This window comes from Bacillus sp. AP50 (genome assembly GCF_040492675.1).
GTDB lineage: Bacteria > Bacillota > Bacilli > Bacillales > Bacillaceae_G > Bacillus_A > Bacillus_A cereus.
Genome location: NZ_JBEUTW010000193.1, coordinates 1 through 17373, shown reverse-complemented (window position 1 = coordinate 17373; position 17373 = coordinate 1). Strand labels below are relative to the sequence as shown.

The window sequence follows — 17373 nt, the reverse complement described above, 5'->3', positions numbered from 1 at the left end:
ATATAAAAGGTATGTCAAATTCTTATACAAATTGAGGTGTACTATATTTATGATGTATTTCGGAATTATTCCTCTTATATTATTTATTATTTTTCTTATCTCATATTTAAAAGATCCGCGAAAAATAATAAACGGCTTTTTATTTAATTCCTTTGTCTGTTTTTTCCTTCTTTTTTGTGTGATTATATCTGTAAATTCAAGTAGTGATGTCCTACGCTATATTATAATTTTACCTATTTTAGCACTTCTTATTATGCTTCCTTTCGGTATTGTTGCTTTAATGTTTGGGCTATTTCTTAATGCTAGAATTTTAATGAAGCGAGAAGGAAGACGGTTCACTAACTGTTTAACACTCCTTGCTGCTTTAGGGATGTTATTCTTTATGTTACTCCCTATTATAAACCCAGCAAGTTTGGTCTCATCGCATTTAGAGCCTATTTTTGCAGCTATTTCTCTTATAAGCTTCTATTTCTTTATACACTTATCTAACTTCTTAAGCGCATATTTTTTATACCAATTCAACAGACCAAGACGTAATCAAGATTTCATTATCGTTCTTGGTAGCGGCTTAATTAATGATAAAGTACCACCATTACTTGCAAGCCGCATTAATAAAGCTATCGACTTCTATTGGAAACAAGCAGCTGTAAATACACCACCAACAATTATTTTCTCTGGTGGTCAAGGTCCAGATGAAGGTCTTCCAGAGGCAGAAGCAATGCAAAATTATGCTGTTGAAAAAGGAATTCCTCTTGAACATACGGTGCAAGAAAATCGCTCTGTAAACACATATCAAAATATGTTGTTCTCTAAAGAAATTATGGATTCTTTAAAACCTGAAGGTAAATATAAAAGTATTTTTACCACAAATAATTTCCACCTTTTCCGCGCTGGCATATACGCTAGACAAGCTGGTCTTAATAGCCAAGGAATCGGGTCAAAAACTGCATTTTATTACTGGCCTAACGCAATGATTCGCGAATATGTTGCGATTGTCGTAATGGGACGTAAGCGCCATATGAAAATATGTGGAACTATTTTAGGTTTCGCTTTATTCGTATCAGTACTTAGTTTTATATTTTCTTAATAGCATCCCATCCTTTGAAAGGATGGGATTTCTTATACTGATTTCAAAAATATTTTAAAGATAATATGGTGATAATATTCCCTGCATACATCCATTAAAGGAGAATTTTTTCAAATTAAATGTTAAAATAAAATTTAGGTGTGAATTACGTAACAAATAAGAAACTAGTTTGAAACGAGGAAATTATATGGAGAAAATTATCAAAAACAAGCCCAATAAGCTAAAAATTGCTTCAAAAGCTTTGATGATTATTATTGGGGCATTTATCACAGCGTACGGATTAGAAGCAGTATTAATTCCAAATAACGTATCAGACGGTGGTGTGACTGGTTTAAGTATCGTTAGTTCAAGATTATTTGGATTGCCATTAGGAGCTCTAATCGCAGTTATTAACATTCCTTTCGTTTGGTTAGGGTATAAGCAAATCGGTAAAAGCTTTGCGATTTATTCTATTATCGGAATTGCTTCATTAGCAGTAGGTACCGTTGTCATGCACGGAATACCAGCTATTATTGAAGGCGATACATTATTAGTTACAGTTGTTGGTGGTATTATCATCGGTTTTGGTATGGGACTAGCATTACGTAACGGTGGGGCATTAGATGGAATCGATATGCTTGCTGTATTGCTTTCTCGTAAGTTACCATTTGGAACGAGTGACCTTATTTTATTCTTAAACATGTTCGTATTTATTTTCGTATCAACGGTATTCGGTCTTCAAGGAGCTATCCTTTCGGCAATTGCTTACTTTATCGCTTCGAAAGTGATTCATATCGTTGAAGTTGGTTTAAGTGGTTCAAAAGCATTTAAAATTATTACAAAAGAGCCTGAATTAATGGTAGAAACAATTCGCGATCGTTTAGGCCGAAGTGCAACATATAACGAAGTATACGGTGGTTATTCAAGAGAGAAATTCAAAGAAATTTCTTGCGTAATTAACCGTTTAGAAGAAAGTAAAATGAAAGAACTTATTAATGAAATCGATCCACACGCCTTTATTACAGTTTATGACGTAGCAGAAGTAAAAGGCGGTAATTTCAAGAAACGTGATATTCATTAATCGTTATATAAAAGAGGGTGTGCCAAAATTTTGGCACACCCTCTGTTTATTATTAAGTTGCTATCGTTGTCAGTTTTTGTCGGTAAGTCGATATATTTCAATAATCCCTGATATATTTTAAGTTGTGGTCGATATATTCTAATAATCGCTGATATATTTTTACTTCCCCCCTTATGCCTAAATCGTACCAACTGAAAGGGATTAATTCCCATAACAAAAAAAGACCAAAAAGCAATTTACACTTTTCGGTCTCTACACTATCTTCTCTTCGTAATCTTTCCTGAACCACCGACCCTCGTTTTCGGAGGAGATGTATTCCTTGGCGGCGTTTTAATAGATGATTTTGGCTTCACATCTGATCCGCTTGAACCGCCTGGTGTTTTCGTAATTTTCCCCTTGCTTCCAGTAGAAGGTGGGGGCGTCGTATTACTTCCTTTTTCAGTAATACTTCCCTTATCACCTACTGATGGTTTCGAATCTACATTATCGCCTCGCTTAATGATAGATCCTTTCCCTTCCTTCGTAATTGGAGGTGGGGTTTTCTTTTCTTCTTTCGTAGGTGGTCTTTCTGGAATAACTGGTTGATGATTTTGTCTGTCATTATATCCTCGGTAATCACCGGATGATGATCTTTTTGAACCGAATATATCGTTTAATATGCTACCCATAATATATCCTTGCAAGAAGGACGGTTGGTAATTTTGACGGACAAATTCTTTATTACTTATTTCAATTAACGTATCAGATGGTTTCTCTTTATCCTTTTGCAGGTTATAAATCTTATCAGAATAAACGAGGAACATTTGATTTTCGTCTTCTTTAGATGCTTGCTTCGGTTCTCTTTCGTTAATGAGTTCCTTCGCTACTTCAGGAACTGACCGATTGGCGGCCCTATACACGTAAGATTCTTGTTTACCTTCCTTGGCAACAGATTCAAGTGGATAACGGTCTTGAATCGACTTTGTCTGCCCGCCTTGACAACCTGATAAGGCATAACCAGCAACAACAAGTAATATAACGATAGCAAGTATAGGGATTACAAACGATTTAATCATGGTAAACAATCGGTTTGACATGATTACGCCCCCTTACGTTGCTCTTATAATTTGTACATCAGCAGGAATGATTGCTTCTCCCTCATACATCATTGTGCGACCATTTTGCCATTCAATACGCAATAATTTTCGATTATCTGATTGGAATTCCCATACGTACTGTTCTTCTGAAGCTGAGAATGGAGTTTTTCCCATAACAACAACACGTCCGTTATATTGTTCTTCCATATGGTACTCGGTATCATCCATTTCAATTGTCGTCGGAATTTCATCAATTGAATCTAAGCGACCATCAATTGGTGTATATAATTTGTAATACGTATTTTCACGATCTTCAATTTTTAAATAACGAATGTCTTTTCCATCTTGCAATGTCAAAACAATTTCCTTACGCGAATGCATACTCGTTTTCCCAATTAATTCATACATAACTAATGACACTTCAATCATATCGCCAGGAGCTAACGTTAAAAGACTCTTTTCCGGCTTCGGTGGCTCTGGGCTTTTCATTATATTTTTAATTCGTTTAAATAAACTCATGATCTACCCCTCCTTTTCTCTTTATAAACAAGCACCTAAAATTAGTGCACCAACAATATGTAATGATCCGGCTAACATCGCATGTGCAACGCTACCTTCTTTCGTACCTTCTTCTAAATCAAGACCAGACATTTTCTTTAATACAAATTCGATAAACATTTCTACCACTAATAAAATAACGAAAGAAACTGCTGAAGCAAGAAGTGCCTGCCATAAGTCATTTGCTTTCGTAATTGATTGGGATAAAATGTATCCTTGTGCAAATAATTTCATAATAAAACGAGTTGTTACAGCTGTATTTCCATTTTTGATTTCTTTTAAATCATTGTATTTTGTAAAAATTGAATCAACCCACATAATTGCAAATAAAAGTACTGCACTCGCTCCAGTCCATACAAGCATGGCTAATACATTTGTCCATGTCATTGCAAAACCTCCTCTAAATATAATAGAAAACCGACATGAATATATTTAGACATGTCGGTTCATTTGTCTCTATTCTATATTATTTCTCATACTGCTTCATAATACGAGCTAATTCATCGTCAACAGCAGAATTTTTGTTTAAGCTTGCGAATTCATCATCTAATGATTTTTCTTTCTTATAAACTTCACCGCTCGCTTCTGCTTCAGCCTCTAATTGAAGAGCTTTCTCTTCCATACGGCTTAAACCAGCTTTTGCTGAGTTTGAATCAAATCCAGACATCGCCTGATTAATATTCTTTTGTGCTTTCGCCGCATTTACACGCGCTACAAGTGTCTCACGTTTATTTTTCAGCTCATTTAATTGCTTACGCATTTCTTCTAGCTTTAGGCGCAGGTTATCAGCAGCAGCTTTATTTTGCTCATAGCTTGCTTTATACTCATTCATCTTTTGCTCCGCATTTTGTTTTTCTTCTAGTGCACGGCGCGCAAGATCTAAGTTATTAGCTTGAACAGCCATATGAGCTTGCTCTTCACGTTTTTTCACAAGTGCTTCTTGCTCTTCAAATAATATTTTGAATTTCTTCTCAAGCGCGATTTGAGCTGCTACACTTTTCTCAGCTTCTTGTACATCCGCTTGCATATCGCGTAAATATTGATCCGTCATCTTAACTGGATCTTCCGCTTTCTCAATTAACGAATACACATTTGACATTGTTAAATCTCTTAATCGTTTAAATACAGACATCTAAATTCCTCCTATGATATACCTCATATTTCAAATTCACTACTTGGAAAACTGAAAAATCTCCCTTTACAGTAAAGAATATTCATTTTTACAGCCTATGTGTTTATTATAACAAAACTAATATGTCCTTACATGTTATTTCCAAAATACATCCATTATAATATGACATTCTATATACAATATTGTATTTCTAATATATTCTCATTATTCCTCTTTGAAATTAACTTACTTTTGTGCAATTTCACTAAATTACATAAGTGTAATGTTACTGTAAGCTAACTCGATAGTTGCATTCTAATATTTCTTATACACTAATACCAGAAGCAACAAACAAGCTTCTTCACTTGTAAGCAATAATACAAAAATTGTATTTAATATAAAACATATAAAAGGAGAAATCATCATGAAAAAATTAGTAGGAATCGGATTAGCAGCAGCAATTTCACTTGGAGCATTATCAGGTTGTTCTTTATTAGGAGAGAAAGCGAACGGTTTTGTACTGTATGGCTCAGAAGAACAAGTTCAGCAAATTACAGATAAAAACAAAAAAGAAGTGAAAGAAAAAGACTTCTATAAAATGAAAATGACAACATTAGATGGTAAAAAAGTTCTTGTAATGGATAAGAAAACTGGTGAGGAACTAGTGAAAAAAGAGTTACTTAGCAAAGTTGATGAAAAAGACAACACGAAACCACTTGATAAATTACCAGCTGTAACAACAGAACAAGGTGTATTATTTGCAAAAGAAAAAGTAGAAAATGCTACACTTGATGGAGCGAAATTAAAATATGAAGGCAACACAATTATCGGAAGTGGCCGTGCATATACAGATATGTATGCGATTGTCGATGACGCAACTTACAACAATGTAAAAGGTGATGAAAAATCTGTAGGTGTATTAAAATTTGATAAAGACCCAAGTAAAGAATTCCCTGGTTACAACGGCGTCGAAGCTTCTCAACTTGTAAAAATTAAAAAGTAAAACAAAAAAGCTTTGCGACATTCGCAAAGCTTTTTTCTATTTATTATGAGCAACTTGTTCCATATCTGGACTACAAGTTTTCGACTGACATGACTTATTTAAAGAACATGCTGCGCATTTTCCTTTTTTACTTCTCTTTACAAAATTAACTAACGTGTATGCTGCATAACCAAAAATGATAGCTCCAATTATAATATTGACCATCATTATACATCTCCTTTTAGAATCCTAGTAAAGATCCAACTTGGTATATAATAAGCGTTAATACATAAGCAACAACAAGCGGGTAAACGACTGAGAAAATCGTCCATTTCGCTGATCCTGTTTCACGTTTAATAACAGCCACCGTCGCTAAACACGGAACATATAATAAAATAAAGAACATAAATGCATAAGCTGATAATGCTGTATAATGTACTCCCATTACATTTCCAAGCACATCTTCTTTAACTGCATAAATAATTGCCATTGTAGAAACGACAACTTCCTTCGCTAAAAATCCTGTTAAAAGGGATGCTGCAGCTTGCCACGTTCCAAAGCCGAGCGGTGCGAATAGCGGTGCGATAAATCCACCAATCATCGCTAAGTAACTGTCTCCCATATCAACACCAAATCCTGATGGACCTGCATAGTTTAATAACCAAATGACAACCGAACCACCAAAGATGAATGTACCAGCTTTACGAACAAATCCTTTTCCTTTCTCCCACGTGCTCAGCCATAATGTTTTCGCTTGTGGCACACGGTAAGGCGGTAATTCAATTACGAAAATAGACTTTTCCGCTTTCAAAATCGTAAGAGACATAATTTTTGTAACTAATAACGCAAGAACAATCCCTGCAACATATAAAGAAAATACAACAGTCGCCTGACTATGCGGGAAGAATACGCCCGCAAATAATGCATATACAGGTAATCGTGCTGAACAAGACATAAATGGTGTTACTAAAATGGTAAGTAAACGTTCTTTCTCCTGTTCAATCGTTCTCGCAGCCATAATACCTGGAACGTTACATCCAAAACCGATAATCATCGGAATAAAAGCTTTTCCGTTTAAGCCGAAAAACTCCATAATTCTATCCATAACAACTGCAATTCGCGCCATATACCCTGAGTCTTCTAATAATGAAATGAAAAAGAATAGTGCAAAGATTTGTGGTACGAATACTAATACAGCACCAACACCGGCAATAATACCTTCTGTAACGAGTGCTTGAATAAAATGAGAAGCTCCAATACTTGTAAGTCCAGCCGTCACCCAATCCGTAAGCTGGCCACCAAAAAACTCATCTAACATATCAGATAAAGGTGTACCAATCCACGTAAACGTAACCTGAAAAATAAAAAACATAACTGCTAAAAAGATTGGAAGTCCTAAAATTTTATGTGTAATTAATCTATCAATTTTTTCTGAAAAAGGAATTTTTCCTTCTTTCTCATGCTTCATAACATTTGTTTTTAACTTTTCAATATACGCTTCACGAGTTTTGTAAATGTGCTCTTCTAACGTACAATCAAGTTTTCCTTCTAAGCGAGATCGAATGGCTATGAGTTCCTTATAAATTGGTAATGCTTTCATTTCTTTTTCTACTACTTCGTTATTGCTTAAAAATTGAAGTGCTAACCATCTCGGATGCTCGTAATTCACTGTCTCTAAAAGAGCAATTACTTCTCCAATTCCTTCATCCATTTGTACACCATATGAAATAAGGAATGGCTTTTTCTCTTTTTTGTCATTTTCTTTAAGAGTCGTAAGCAGTTCTTCACAGCCTTTTCCACTCCTTGCAACAACAGGAACGACTGTTACACCTAATAGTTCTGATAATCGTTTTACATCAATGACAATTCCTCTTTGCTTCGCCACATCAACCATGTTTAAACCAATTGAGACTGGCTTACCAAATTCAAGTAACTGCAACGTTAAATGCATATTTCTTTCAAACTGCGAGGAATCTACGATATTTAACATATGATTAAATTCTTCTGTTAATAGAAAGTTTGTTACAACACCTTCATCACGTGAAACTGGATTTAAATCATAAACACCTGGTAAATCAATTAATGTTCCTTGTCTATCTTTTAATTTACCAACCTTCTTTTCTACTGTTACACCGCTCCAGTTTCCTACATACTCATAAGAACCAGTAAGTGCATTAAATAATGATGTCTTCCCTGTATTCGGATTCCCTAGCAAAGCTACCTTATTCACGCTAATTCCACCTTTATCATTTTCGCGTCACAATGACGAATACTAATTAACTGTCCACGACACTCCAATGTACAAGGACCTTTAAACATCGCTTTCTGTTTCAGGCGAAGTTCGCTTCCTTCAGCAAGACCGAAAGCAGCTAGTCTACGCTTTAATAGCTGATCTAAAGACTGAATACTTTTTACTAACACTTTCTCTCCAATTTTAATATCTACTAAACTCATAACCTTCCCCCTCAGAAGAGAATGATAATTATTTTCAAAAAAATTATACCACACCCAATTTCTCTTGTACTATACCCTTTTGCTTCATATTTATTAACATTTCGCTACAATTCTATTTCAATTATTGTCATACTGTATTCGTTTGCCATTCTCATCCATTTCGCTTACAATAAACAATAGCAAATAAAGAATCTCGTTATCACTGGGGGAGCCATGCCGCTGAGAGGGAACACTTCGTTCCGACCCTTCGAACCTGTTAGTTAATGCTAACGCAGGGATTGTGCAAACGTCCGAAATACATACCTCATTTTTATTTACGTATTTCGTATCCTCCTATGATATCTATTCTTTTTTGTACAACTTGGATTTAGGGGGAGACAACATGCGTAACACTAATTTACAAGCGATGATCGAATCTGCTATTCTTGCAGCCTTCGCCATGATTATCGATATTTTACCATTATCACTTAAACTTCCAACAGGCGGTTCTATCTCATTCGCTATGATTCCTATTTTTATTATTGCTTACCGCTGGGGCTTTAAATCAGCTTTCTTAGGTGGTTTAGTTTGGGGACTATTACAAATAGTCGTGGGGGATGCTTATATTTTAACACCTGTTCAAGCATTCATTGAGTACTTCATTGCCTTTGCTTTTATCGGATTTGCTGGCTTATTCTATCGTCCAATTCAAAAAGCACTTTTAACGTCTAATGAAAATAGTGAAGAACATTCAAGTTTAGGTAGTCGCAATGAAAAACCTTCAGCAAAACAAAACCATGGTAAGAAAATCCTTGTTTACATTATCCTTGCTACATTTGTCGGTAGCTTTGCTCGCTATTTCTGTCACTTTATTGCCGGTATTATTTTCTGGGGACAATATGCGCCGAAAGGTCAATCAGCTGTGTTATATTCATTAATCGTAAATGGAAGTACAATGCTTGGTTCTTTTATTTTATGTACAGTTTTACTTATATTTTTATTCCTCACTTCCCCACGCTTATTCAAAAGCATCAGTGCTTATCAAATGAATACACAAAAAAAGGGCGCTTAATGAGCGCTCTTTTTTCATATCGTAATATTAATTAAAAATACAATAAATGCGCAAAAGAAAATAAATACCATTATACTTAGCCAATTGCTATGCACGGTTCATCGACTCCTTACATAACCTCATTTTCTAACCAGATTATATCGCTTAAAAATAAAGATTAGGTAAAGATAATATGAAAATAAATTAAAAAAAGCGTAGCATGCATTATCTACGCTTTTTTCGGTAAGTAAAAGTAAAATAATACACCGTCTTCTGTATTTTTCACTCCATATTCAGCATCGTGTAATTCTAAAATATTTTTAGAAATAGCAAGCCCAAGTCCCGTCCCACCTTGTGAACGCTGACGAGCTGTATCCACGCGATAAAAACGATCCCAAATTTTATCTAATTGTTCTTCTTCAATGTGAGTACCTTTATTTTCAATGCACACTTTTATACGATCCTTCTCATCTATTGTAGAAATAATAATATCTTCTTTATTTGGTGTATAACGTATGGCATTCGTAATGAAGTTAACGATGACTTGTTCAATCCGGCCTTGATTTGCAATCACTTCAAATGAATGTATATTTTTATGAACATGAAGTTCTTTTTTCTCTATTTCCACAGATAGATGTTCACATATATCTTCAATTACTGTATCAATATAAAACGAAGACTTTTTCATTTTATATGTACCAGATTCAAATTTAGCTAACTCAAGCATATCCAAAATTAAAGTATCCATTTTGTCTACTTCTCTCTCCATCGCTTGAAAATAATACTCTTTTTTATGCTCAGCTACCCCGTCTTTTAAAATGGAAATACAACTTTTCATAATACTTAGCGGTGTTTTTAATTCATGCGAAACACCAGAAATGAATTCTTTCCGTGTATTTTCTAACTTTCTTTCCTTTTCAATATCTTCTTCTAACTGTCCAATATGGGAATGGAGTTTATTTGATAGCACATTAATATTTTTCGATAAATCTCCAATTTCATCTTTTGAAGTAATCGGTATTTTTTCTGTAAAATCTAATTGTGCTATTTTCTTCGTCGTATCATTTATTTTTAATAACGGTTTGGCAATTTGTTTTGAGTAATAGAACGAAGCTAAAAAAATAAGAACAACTACAAATGCAATGATATAGATGTAATAATCTTGCACCATTTGTACAGCTTCATCTACGGGCTGTAAAGAAGCCATCGCATAAATATATGTTACTGATCCGTCTTTTTCTATTGGCTTGATTAATAATTTATATTTAATATCATTTTTTTCATAGTCCATTGTTTGTGTTGTATATTGTATGGGCTTGCTCTCTTTTAATAATAAATTAGTTTGAAATTCTTTTATGCTATCTAAGAAGATGCCATTTTTATAAATTGGATTCACAGGACCTTTTACATCTGGTAACTGTACTTTTGTAACACGTCCTCCTATGTAAACGCCTAATTCCTGAGCAGCTTGCTCCTGAACAGCTGGTTTCTTTTCCTTAACAAGTTGTTCCTCAACTGCTCTCTTTTTCTCCTCATTTAATTTGCTCATTTTCTCATTAAATGCTTTTTCTAACGGTTTATTAGATCCACTTAAATTCTGCTTAGATAAAGAAAAAGAGAATGGAATAAAACTATCTTCTTTTCTCACTCCAGAAAAATAAATTTCTTGCCCTAAAAACTGCTCTGATAATTTATTATCAATTTCCTCTATATTGACGAGATTACCTAAGGGAATTTTAAATATTTGTTGTCCAAAGCTCTTTTGTTGCCTACGATCTATCGTTACTTCAAAATAAAAATCATCTGCATGTTTTAAATTCCCGTTCTTATCTAATGTCGTAATCCACGTATTATTTTCTCTTAAAAAGTCTTGCTCTAGTTTCTGAATTTCTTCTGCATTTCCTGCATAATTCAAATAATTCTTCTCAAAAGAATTTAAATTCACTTTAATATCTTCCACTTTTCGATTCGCATAATATTGTTTAAAAAATATCGTTTGTCCAATAAATATCGTCGCTAAAATCAACATACATAATGCTGTTGTAAGAGTAAATAATTTTAGTACAATTCCTTTCTTCATACATTCCCCTCAAATTTATAACCAGTTCGTACTACAGTTGTAATATACTTTGCTTTCTCTCCTAATTTATTTCTTAAATTACGAATATGGCTATTCACCGTTCGATCATCGCCAGCAAATTCATATCCCCAAATTCTTGAAATGAGTTGCTCTCGCGTTAAAACGATTCCTTGATTTTTCATGAAATACACCAATATTTCAAACTCCGTATGCGTTAAACTAACATCTGCCTCATCAACAGTAACAGTACGCGACGGAAAATGGACATGGATGCCATGAATCGATAACGTATCATCTTCGTTCTCTAAAGGTTTCTTCGATGCTTTTCTACTTTCTAATAATCGTTTCGCTCTTGCTAATAAAATTGGAGGACTATACGGCTTCGTCACATAGTCATCTGCTCCAAGTTCAAAACCAAGTAACGTATCGTCTTCATCTACACGCGCCGTCAGCATAATAATAGGCACCTCGGACGTCTTCCTAATCCTTCGGCAAACAGACCATCCATCGAGTTCTGGCAACATGATATCTAAAATAACTAAATCAACCTCTTCTTCTTCAAATACAACTAAAGCCTCTTTCCCGTCCCTCGCTTCAAACACTACATATTGTTCACTTAAAAAATAATCTTTTAATATTTCACGTAATATGTCTTCATCTTCAACAATTAAAATGTTTTTTGACATAACTTATATATCCCCCTCTCGCTTTCAGAAACTATAATTTCACTTTGAATAACTGCCAGTTAACTTCGCCTCGATAATATATCTATCTGGTGCATCCCCTATATAATCAAATGGGTAACAAGTTGTCAGTGTTAATATCGGTTCTTCTTTTTTTATAATAACAGTACGATCATCCGCATGAGTAATCCATGTCTTTTGAATTTCATATGTGTACGTTTTATTATCATACTCTAAAACAAGGGTATCCTTTTCTTTCAACTCTTCTAAATCTGTAAATACAGTATCTCGATGTCCACTCAGTACAGTATGTCCCCCTCCAGATGGAGTTGTCGTTAAATCACTAACGAACATACCCACTCCTTTTTTCAAAGTCATATCATCTGCTCCCCAATATATAGAAAACTTCTTCTTTATTTTCGGTATGTTTAACATCGCTACCTTTTCTCCTTCTTTATGTTCTGTTTGAGAAGAAGGCACTTGAGAAGTTACAGGTGTTTCATGAGAAAGTTGAGTATCTTGTATATTTTTAAGGCTCTTTATTTCTTCTGCCGTTAATTGCCCGGCAGAGCTTCTTCCTTTATACCATTCCACAGCATAATAGGATCCCATGAATAGCCCTATAGCCATCAATATGATACCGATATAATTGATTAACTTCATTCTTCATTCCTCCATGCCAAAAATGGTAGGAGTAACCTACCATTTTTAATATATGAAATTATCCCATTCTTTATAGGAAAATATTTTATTTACGCTTTAATCTTATTGCGACGATTCAAACCAAATAATGTACCTACCGCTACAAGACATGCACTTAATCCCATCATTGCTACATTATTTGATGCTGTATTTGGTAATTTTTCACCTTGTACAACTGGCTTTGCTTCTTCTTTTTTAGCTACTTCATTCTTTTGCTCGGCTTTTATCGCTGCTTCTTTTTTAGCCATATCGTTTTTTAACTGTTCTTGCGCTATTCTCTTTTTCTCTTCTTCACTTTTTTTCTCAGCTTTTATTGTTTCCTCTTTTTTAGCCATATCATTTTTTTCTTGTACTTGTGCTGCTTGCTTTTTCTCTATTTCACTTTTTTGCTGTTCCTTAATTGCTTCTTCTTTTTTAGCTTTATCCTGTTGTACTTGCGCTTCTTCTTCCTTTGTTACTGTTCCAGTATCCGCACTCGCTACTGAAGAATATCCTACTGTTAAAAGTGCCATTGCACAAATTGGTAATAGTTTCTTTTTCATTTTCACTCTCTCCTTATATTTTATTCACATCTACTCGCATCGGATGTATTACTAGAATAAGCAAGAGATATAAATATAAGATGCAGATGAAATATATTTCATTTAAAGATTTCATTGTAGAAAAAGAAAAAAACATCGCAATATGTACGATGTTTTTTTCGGGTGTGTGTCTCAATTATTTACATGTTACTTTCGCGTGATTTGGAAGTAGAACGGGCCGGAGCGATAACTAATTGTCTCGGCTCAGTTTTCTTGAAGTGATTTTTGACGTTACACTTACGACGTTGAACAACCCACGCTTTAATAGGGTTTGTTAAAATAATCTTTTGCTCTTCGTTAGGGGCCTCTTCTTCAATCTTACAACTCTCGCTCCATTTATTCCATTTCATTGTAAATTTAGAAGAAGAATGATCATTTTCACGATCAAACAAGTGCAAAAAATCCATTTTTCCATCTAGCATTACGGTGTTACTAGTCGCTAAAAAAGAAAAGGTCGTCCAACGTTTCTCCATGCCCTCCTACTCCTTTTTCACATATAGAGTGCCTAAAACTTAATTTACCTAAAATATGCTTGCCTTTTACCTTACACCCATAGTTTATCCAAAATGCTCTTATGCAACTATCGATTTGCCTTACAACTACCTTACATTTTTGTAAGAAACAAAAAAACCTTCACTCTATATAATGAAGGTTTCTCACTTTTTATCTATATGATCTCTCATATCATCAAGTCCAGCTTCTTTTAGCTGCGACATCATACCATGCGAAATTGCTCCTAACACTAAAGTCATTCCAATTAATGAAATACGAATCGCAGGTACATCAATTACGTAAGCCAACAGGCCAAGAACAATTGTTAAAAGTAATGCTTTTATAAATGTTACACTTGTGTACTGTTTCTTCTTCATCATATTCACCCTTCATGGAAGCGTTTTCTTAATAAACTTAGTATATCATATCATCAGATGATTTTGTCATTATCTTTGTAAAAAATTACTATCTCCTTTGACTTTTTCTATTCTATCCTTTACAGTCGAAATGTTCATAAGTTTTACACTGTAGGAGGATTACAATGAATATTGAAATAAAAGACACTTTAATTTCTGAAGAACAATTACAAGCAAAAGTTAAAGAATTAGCACTTCAAATCGAACGTGACTTTGAAGGAGAAGAAATTGTAGTTATCGCAGTATTAAAAGGTTCATTCGTATTTGCTGCTGATTTAATTCGTAACATCAAAAATGATGTAACAATTGACTTTATTTCTGCATCTAGCTACGGAAATCAAACAGAAACAACAGGAAAAGTGAAACTACTAAAAGATATCGACGTAAACATTACTGGGAAAAACGTAATTGTTGTAGAAGATATTATCGATTCTGGTTTAACACTTCATTTCCTAAAAGATCACTTCTTTATGCATAAACCAAAAGCACTCAAGTTCTGTACATTACTTGATAAACCAGAACGTCGTAAAGTAGACTTAACAGCTGAATATGTTGGCTTCCAAATTCCAGACGAATTCATCGTTGGATACGGTATCGACTGTGCGGAAAAATATCGTAACTTACCATTCATTGCTTCAGTTGTAACGGAATAATCGTATAACTTAAAAAATCGATAGTACATAAAATGTATATCGGCGATTTTTTAAATATATCGACTTACCGACAATAACTGACAATCTTAGCACCCAATTAATAGGGAGAAGCTGTTCTAAAATACATGGGAACAGCTCCTTTCTTTCCATTACAAACTACAGGGAGAGATGAAATATGACAAAGACAAAATTTGAAAAAGTACTCCTCATCGTAAATCCGAAAGCTGGTCAAGGTGACTTACATACAAATTTAACGAAAATCGTACCACCTCTTGCCGCAGCTTTTCCTGATCTACATATCCTTCATACGAAAAAACAAGGTGATGCAACAAAATATTGCCAAGAGTTTGCTAGTAAAGTAGATTTAATTATCGTCTTTGGTGGTGATGGAACAGTATTTGAATGCACAAATGGCTTAGCACCTCTCGAAACTAGACCTACACTTGCAATCATTCCAGGCGGAACTTGCAACGACTTCTCTCGCACACTTGGTGTTCCGCAAAACATTGCAGAAGCGGCAAAACTTATTACAAAAGAACATATAAAACCAGTTGACGTTGCAAAAGCAAATGAACAACATTTCTTAAACTTCTGGGGCATTGGACTCGTATCTGAAGTATCAAACAATATCGATGCAGAAGAAAAAGCAAAGCTTGGTAAAATCGGTTACTATTTAAGCACAATTCGAACTGTAAAGAATGCTGAAACATTCCCGGTAAAAATCACTTATGACGGACAAGTATATGAAGACGAAGCTGTCCTAGTTATGGTTGGAAACGGTGAATATCTTGGTGGTATTCCATCCTTTATTCCAAACGTAAAATGTGATGACGGAACACTTGATATTTTCGTAGTCAAATCAACAGGTATTCAAGCATTTAAAGATTACATCGGAAAGAAACTATTTGAAGACTCAAATGAAAATGACATCTTCCACGTAAAAGCGAAATCCATTCATATTGAAACGAAAGAAGAAAAAGAAGTAGATACAGATGGAGAAAGCTCGCTTCATACACCTTGTCACATTGAATTATTACCAGGACACTTTACGATGATTTATAATCCTGCGGTTGTGTAATAAAAAAACGAGTGCTAGCACTCGTTTTTTCTCTTCTAATCTAGTTATATTGTTGGATCATTTCCTCTATTTCTTTAACTCTCTCTAAAGTAATTCCATTTCTTTGTTCGATCGCTAAAGGATGCTCGGTTGGCTCTAATTCAACATACGGTGCCATTCCAACTTCTCTTATATGTACATTTGTTTTTAAATTTAATGTTTCTGGATAAACTGGTATTTCTACAGATAACCAACCAAAATAAGGATCACTATTTTCTCGGCCTCTCTCATCCCACTTTTCTAATACTTCATCATAACTTTCTTTACTAAGTGATACCCACACAGTCCATATGAAATTTTCGTGGTAGTCAATTATAGGAATCTCTAAACATCCTCTAATAAAATAATGTTCACCATCCATTACACAAAGATCTGATGTTAAATGGAAGCGTTCCTCTCTTTCATGGGGCGCTACCTCGTAATAATAATATGGTGCTTCACTTCCGTAGCATAGAGGTAGTGCAAAACGATGCATTTGTACTTTTTCTCCGGATTTTCTTCTTCTTTTCATTTGTCATTCTTTCTCCTATCCTTTTCAGTCACAATCAAACTCTACCCAATTTCTCCAATGCGTATTAGCATTTTCATTCACAATAACACTTGGATCTTTCTTCTCTATTGCAGCGGCTACTGATTGGAAGAATTCATTTTCACTTACTTTTTCGTCTTCAACATGTTTCCATTCTTCCGTTTCATACGCTACTTCCCAGTCGCCTTCTAAACCGAACTCTTCTAAAATTTCTCCTTTATCCCACCACAATAATTTTTGAGCTTCCTCATTAGTAGCAAGCATACGCATAAAGTATGTTGGATAATGCTCTGTCGTTTGTACTTCTATTCCATTATTTATATAATCCTCTTCTGTAAATTCATATTCAAAATGATGCTCGCGAATTTTTAAACTGCCGTTATAAATATTCGGTATAAATTCACCTTCATCATCAAACAACTCATAATCGCCATTATTTAATTGTAAAATGCAATCATCACCCATTGAATGAGTAATTCTATCGCCATATACTTGAATATCATTACATACACCTAATGAACCTACACCCACAATTTGAAACACCATTAGCCAATCCTTAGCATCTTTAAAGAAAAGAGAGAATTTCACTTGTGAAATATCCATATATTCATTATCAAAGGCAGGAAATTCATAGTTACTTTGCTTTTTATCTAATAACCTTAAAATCTCTTTTTGCACATGTATCACCTTTTCATTAATATTATCTAACGTTTACCGTGCTCTCATGTAGCTAGAAAAATTCCTCTTTCATCACTATTCGTA

The 17373-nt window shown here is 34.4% G+C and carries 21 protein-coding genes and 1 riboswitch; of the genes, 6 read left to right on the top strand and 15 right to left on the bottom strand.

Annotation, left to right across the window (positions count from 1 at the left end; genetic code table 11):
* The first annotated feature begins 49 nt into the window (after positions 1-49).
* Positions 50-1087, top strand: coding sequence for a YdcF family protein (locus ABWK52_RS16080; protein WP_000990102.1), 1038 nt, complete (start codon positions 50-52; stop codon positions 1085-1087).
* Positions 1088-1274: 187 nt separating this feature from the next.
* Positions 1275-2147 carry a YitT family protein gene (locus tag ABWK52_RS16075; protein ID WP_000411244.1) on the top strand — a complete coding sequence of 291 codons (873 nt, stop codon included), beginning with the start codon at positions 1275-1277 and terminating at the stop codon, positions 2145-2147.
* Positions 2148-2404: 257 nt separating this feature from the next.
* On the opposite strand, the gene ABWK52_RS16070 is transcribed toward ABWK52_RS16075, so the two are convergent.
* From ABWK52_RS16070 to ABWK52_RS16055, 4 genes are all read right to left on the bottom strand, one after another.
* Positions 2405-3223: a DUF4247 domain-containing protein gene (locus ABWK52_RS16070; RefSeq protein ID WP_000071185.1), complete on the bottom strand. Its 819-nt coding sequence runs from the start codon at positions 3221-3223 to the stop codon at positions 2405-2407.
* Positions 3224-3235: 12 nt separating this feature from the next.
* Positions 3236-3742 carry a DUF4178 domain-containing protein gene (locus ABWK52_RS16065; RefSeq protein WP_000051746.1) on the bottom strand — a complete coding sequence of 169 codons (507 nt, stop codon included), beginning with the start codon at positions 3740-3742 and terminating at the stop codon, positions 3236-3238.
* Positions 3743-3763: 21 nt separating this feature from the next.
* The gene (locus ABWK52_RS16060; protein WP_000220321.1) at positions 3764-4168 is read right to left on the bottom strand and encodes a DUF350 domain-containing protein; all 405 of its coding nucleotides are present in this window, start codon (positions 4166-4168) and stop codon (positions 3764-3766) included.
* 79 nt (positions 4169-4247) lie between these two features.
* Positions 4248-4913 carry a PspA/IM30 family protein gene (locus tag ABWK52_RS16055; protein WP_000110280.1) on the bottom strand — a complete coding sequence of 222 codons (666 nt, stop codon included), beginning with the start codon at positions 4911-4913 and terminating at the stop codon, positions 4248-4250.
* 403 nt (positions 4914-5316) lie between these two features.
* Between ABWK52_RS16055 and ABWK52_RS16050 the strand changes: the two genes are divergently transcribed.
* Positions 5317-5895 (top strand): lipoprotein BA_5634 family protein, encoded by a 579-nt coding sequence (locus ABWK52_RS16050; protein ID WP_000737502.1) that lies wholly within the window; start codon positions 5317-5319, stop codon positions 5893-5895.
* A 36-nt stretch (positions 5896-5931) separates the two neighbouring features.
* Here the strand turns inward: ABWK52_RS16050 and ABWK52_RS16045 are convergent, their stop codons facing one another.
* Genes ABWK52_RS16045 through ABWK52_RS16035 form a run of 3 tightly spaced genes read right to left on the bottom strand, consistent with a single transcriptional unit; the run spans position 5932 to position 8328 of the window.
* Positions 5932-6102 (bottom strand): FeoB-associated Cys-rich membrane protein, encoded by a 171-nt coding sequence (locus tag ABWK52_RS16045; RefSeq protein ID WP_000989593.1) that lies wholly within the window; start codon positions 6100-6102, stop codon positions 5932-5934.
* A gap of 13 nt (positions 6103-6115) precedes the next feature.
* Positions 6116-8104 carry a ferrous iron transport protein B gene (feoB, locus tag ABWK52_RS16040; protein ID WP_001044844.1) on the bottom strand — a complete coding sequence of 663 codons (1989 nt, stop codon included), beginning with the start codon at positions 8102-8104 and terminating at the stop codon, positions 6116-6118.
* Positions 8101-8328: a FeoA family protein gene (locus tag ABWK52_RS16035; protein ID WP_000060512.1), complete on the bottom strand. Its 228-nt coding sequence runs from the start codon at positions 8326-8328 to the stop codon at positions 8101-8103. Before ABWK52_RS16035 ends, feoB begins: the two co-directional genes overlap by 4 nt.
* Before the next feature lie 194 nt (positions 8329-8522).
* Positions 8523-8624: riboswitch (TPP riboswitch) on the top strand.
* Between the two features lie 86 nt (positions 8625-8710).
* Here ABWK52_RS16035 and thiT point away from each other — a divergent pair.
* Complete coding sequence (gene thiT, locus ABWK52_RS16030) at positions 8711-9379, top strand: energy-coupled thiamine transporter ThiT (protein WP_001246585.1); 669 nt, start codon at positions 8711-8713, stop codon at positions 9377-9379.
* A gap of 208 nt (positions 9380-9587) precedes the next feature.
* On the opposite strand, the gene ABWK52_RS16025 is transcribed toward thiT, so the two are convergent.
* The 6 genes from ABWK52_RS16025 to ABWK52_RS16000 all read right to left on the bottom strand — a co-directional run bounded on the left by ABWK52_RS16025 (position 9588) and on the right by ABWK52_RS16000 (position 14276).
* The gene (locus ABWK52_RS16025) at positions 9588-11438 is read right to left on the bottom strand and encodes a sensor histidine kinase (protein WP_098541237.1); all 1851 of its coding nucleotides are present in this window, start codon (positions 11436-11438) and stop codon (positions 9588-9590) included.
* Entirely contained in the window at positions 11435-12124 is a 690-nt protein-coding gene (locus ABWK52_RS16020) for a response regulator transcription factor (protein WP_000041848.1), read from the bottom strand. Before ABWK52_RS16020 ends, ABWK52_RS16025 begins: the two co-directional genes overlap by 4 nt.
* Positions 12125-12163: 39 nt before the next feature.
* Positions 12164-12784, bottom strand: a complete 621-nt coding sequence (locus ABWK52_RS16015; protein ID WP_098541239.1) for a class D sortase — start codon at positions 12782-12784, stop codon at positions 12164-12166.
* 89 nt (positions 12785-12873) lie between these two features.
* Positions 12874-13365, bottom strand: a complete 492-nt coding sequence (locus ABWK52_RS16010; protein ID WP_000728022.1) for an LPXTG cell wall anchor domain-containing protein — start codon at positions 13363-13365, stop codon at positions 12874-12876.
* Positions 13366-13544: 179 nt separating this feature from the next.
* Positions 13545-13877, bottom strand: a complete 333-nt coding sequence (locus tag ABWK52_RS16005) for a hypothetical protein (RefSeq protein ID WP_000415619.1) — start codon at positions 13875-13877, stop codon at positions 13545-13547.
* Between the two features lie 183 nt (positions 13878-14060).
* Positions 14061-14276 carry a hypothetical protein gene (locus tag ABWK52_RS16000; RefSeq protein ID WP_002001286.1) on the bottom strand — a complete coding sequence of 72 codons (216 nt, stop codon included), beginning with the start codon at positions 14274-14276 and terminating at the stop codon, positions 14061-14063.
* 161 nt (positions 14277-14437) lie between these two features.
* On the opposite strand from ABWK52_RS16000, the gene hpt reads away from it, so the two are divergent.
* Both hpt and ABWK52_RS15990 read left to right on the top strand, forming a co-directional pair.
* The gene (hpt, locus tag ABWK52_RS15995; RefSeq protein WP_001019298.1) at positions 14438-14965 is read left to right on the top strand and encodes a hypoxanthine phosphoribosyltransferase; all 528 of its coding nucleotides are present in this window, start codon (positions 14438-14440) and stop codon (positions 14963-14965) included.
* Positions 14966-15140: 175 nt separating this feature from the next.
* A complete protein-coding gene (locus ABWK52_RS15990) occupies positions 15141-16043 on the top strand; it encodes a diacylglycerol/lipid kinase family protein (protein WP_000167895.1) in 903 nt (300 codons plus the stop codon).
* A gap of 40 nt (positions 16044-16083) precedes the next feature.
* Here the strand turns inward: ABWK52_RS15990 and ABWK52_RS15985 are convergent, their stop codons facing one another.
* A complete protein-coding gene (locus ABWK52_RS15985) occupies positions 16084-16593 on the bottom strand; it encodes a DUF2199 domain-containing protein (protein ID WP_000830212.1) in 510 nt (169 codons plus the stop codon).
* A gap of 24 nt (positions 16594-16617) precedes the next feature.
* Complete coding sequence (locus ABWK52_RS15980) at positions 16618-17289, bottom strand: DUF7003 family protein (RefSeq protein WP_001168352.1); 672 nt, start codon at positions 17287-17289, stop codon at positions 16618-16620.
* Between the last annotated feature and the right edge of the window lie 84 nt (positions 17290-17373).

Excerpts from the sequence above, each read along its gene's own strand:
- ABWK52_RS16080 (WP_000990102.1), top strand. The coding sequence starts at position 50 with ATGATGTATTTCGGAATTATTCCTCTTATATTATTTATTATTTTTCTT.
- ABWK52_RS16075 (WP_000411244.1), top strand. The coding sequence starts at position 1,275 with ATGGAGAAAATTATCAAAAACAAGCCCAATAAGCTAAAAATTGCTTCA.
- ABWK52_RS16070 (WP_000071185.1), bottom strand. The coding sequence starts at position 3,223 with ATGTCAAACCGATTGTTTACCATGATTAAATCGTTTGTAATCCCTATA.
- ABWK52_RS16065 (WP_000051746.1), bottom strand. The coding sequence starts at position 3,742 with ATGAGTTTATTTAAACGAATTAAAAATATAATGAAAAGCCCAGAGCCA.
- ABWK52_RS16060 (WP_000220321.1), bottom strand. The coding sequence starts at position 4,168 with ATGACATGGACAAATGTATTAGCCATGCTTGTATGGACTGGAGCGAGT.
- ABWK52_RS16055 (WP_000110280.1), bottom strand. The coding sequence starts at position 4,913 with ATGTCTGTATTTAAACGATTAAGAGATTTAACAATGTCAAATGTGTAT.
- ABWK52_RS16050 (WP_000737502.1), top strand. The coding sequence starts at position 5,317 with ATGAAAAAATTAGTAGGAATCGGATTAGCAGCAGCAATTTCACTTGGA.
- ABWK52_RS16045 (WP_000989593.1), bottom strand. The coding sequence starts at position 6,102 with ATGATGGTCAATATTATAATTGGAGCTATCATTTTTGGTTATGCAGCA.
- ABWK52_RS16035 (WP_000060512.1), bottom strand. The coding sequence starts at position 8,328 with ATGAGTTTAGTAGATATTAAAATTGGAGAGAAAGTGTTAGTAAAAAGT.
- thiT (WP_001246585.1), top strand. The coding sequence starts at position 8,711 with ATGCGTAACACTAATTTACAAGCGATGATCGAATCTGCTATTCTTGCA.
- ABWK52_RS16025 (WP_098541237.1), bottom strand. The coding sequence starts at position 11,438 with ATGAAGAAAGGAATTGTACTAAAATTATTTACTCTTACAACAGCATTA.
- ABWK52_RS16020 (WP_000041848.1), bottom strand. The coding sequence starts at position 12,124 with ATGTCAAAAAACATTTTAATTGTTGAAGATGAAGACATATTACGTGAA.
- ABWK52_RS16015 (WP_098541239.1), bottom strand. The coding sequence starts at position 12,784 with ATGAAGTTAATCAATTATATCGGTATCATATTGATGGCTATAGGGCTA.
- ABWK52_RS16010 (WP_000728022.1), bottom strand. The coding sequence starts at position 13,365 with ATGAAAAAGAAACTATTACCAATTTGTGCAATGGCACTTTTAACAGTA.
- ABWK52_RS16005 (WP_000415619.1), bottom strand. The coding sequence starts at position 13,877 with ATGGAGAAACGTTGGACGACCTTTTCTTTTTTAGCGACTAGTAACACC.
- ABWK52_RS16000 (WP_002001286.1), bottom strand. The coding sequence starts at position 14,276 with ATGATGAAGAAGAAACAGTACACAAGTGTAACATTTATAAAAGCATTA.
- hpt (WP_001019298.1), top strand. The coding sequence starts at position 14,438 with ATGAATATTGAAATAAAAGACACTTTAATTTCTGAAGAACAATTACAA.
- ABWK52_RS15990 (WP_000167895.1), top strand. The coding sequence starts at position 15,141 with ATGACAAAGACAAAATTTGAAAAAGTACTCCTCATCGTAAATCCGAAA.
- ABWK52_RS15985 (WP_000830212.1), bottom strand. The coding sequence starts at position 16,593 with ATGAAAAGAAGAAGAAAATCCGGAGAAAAAGTACAAATGCATCGTTTT.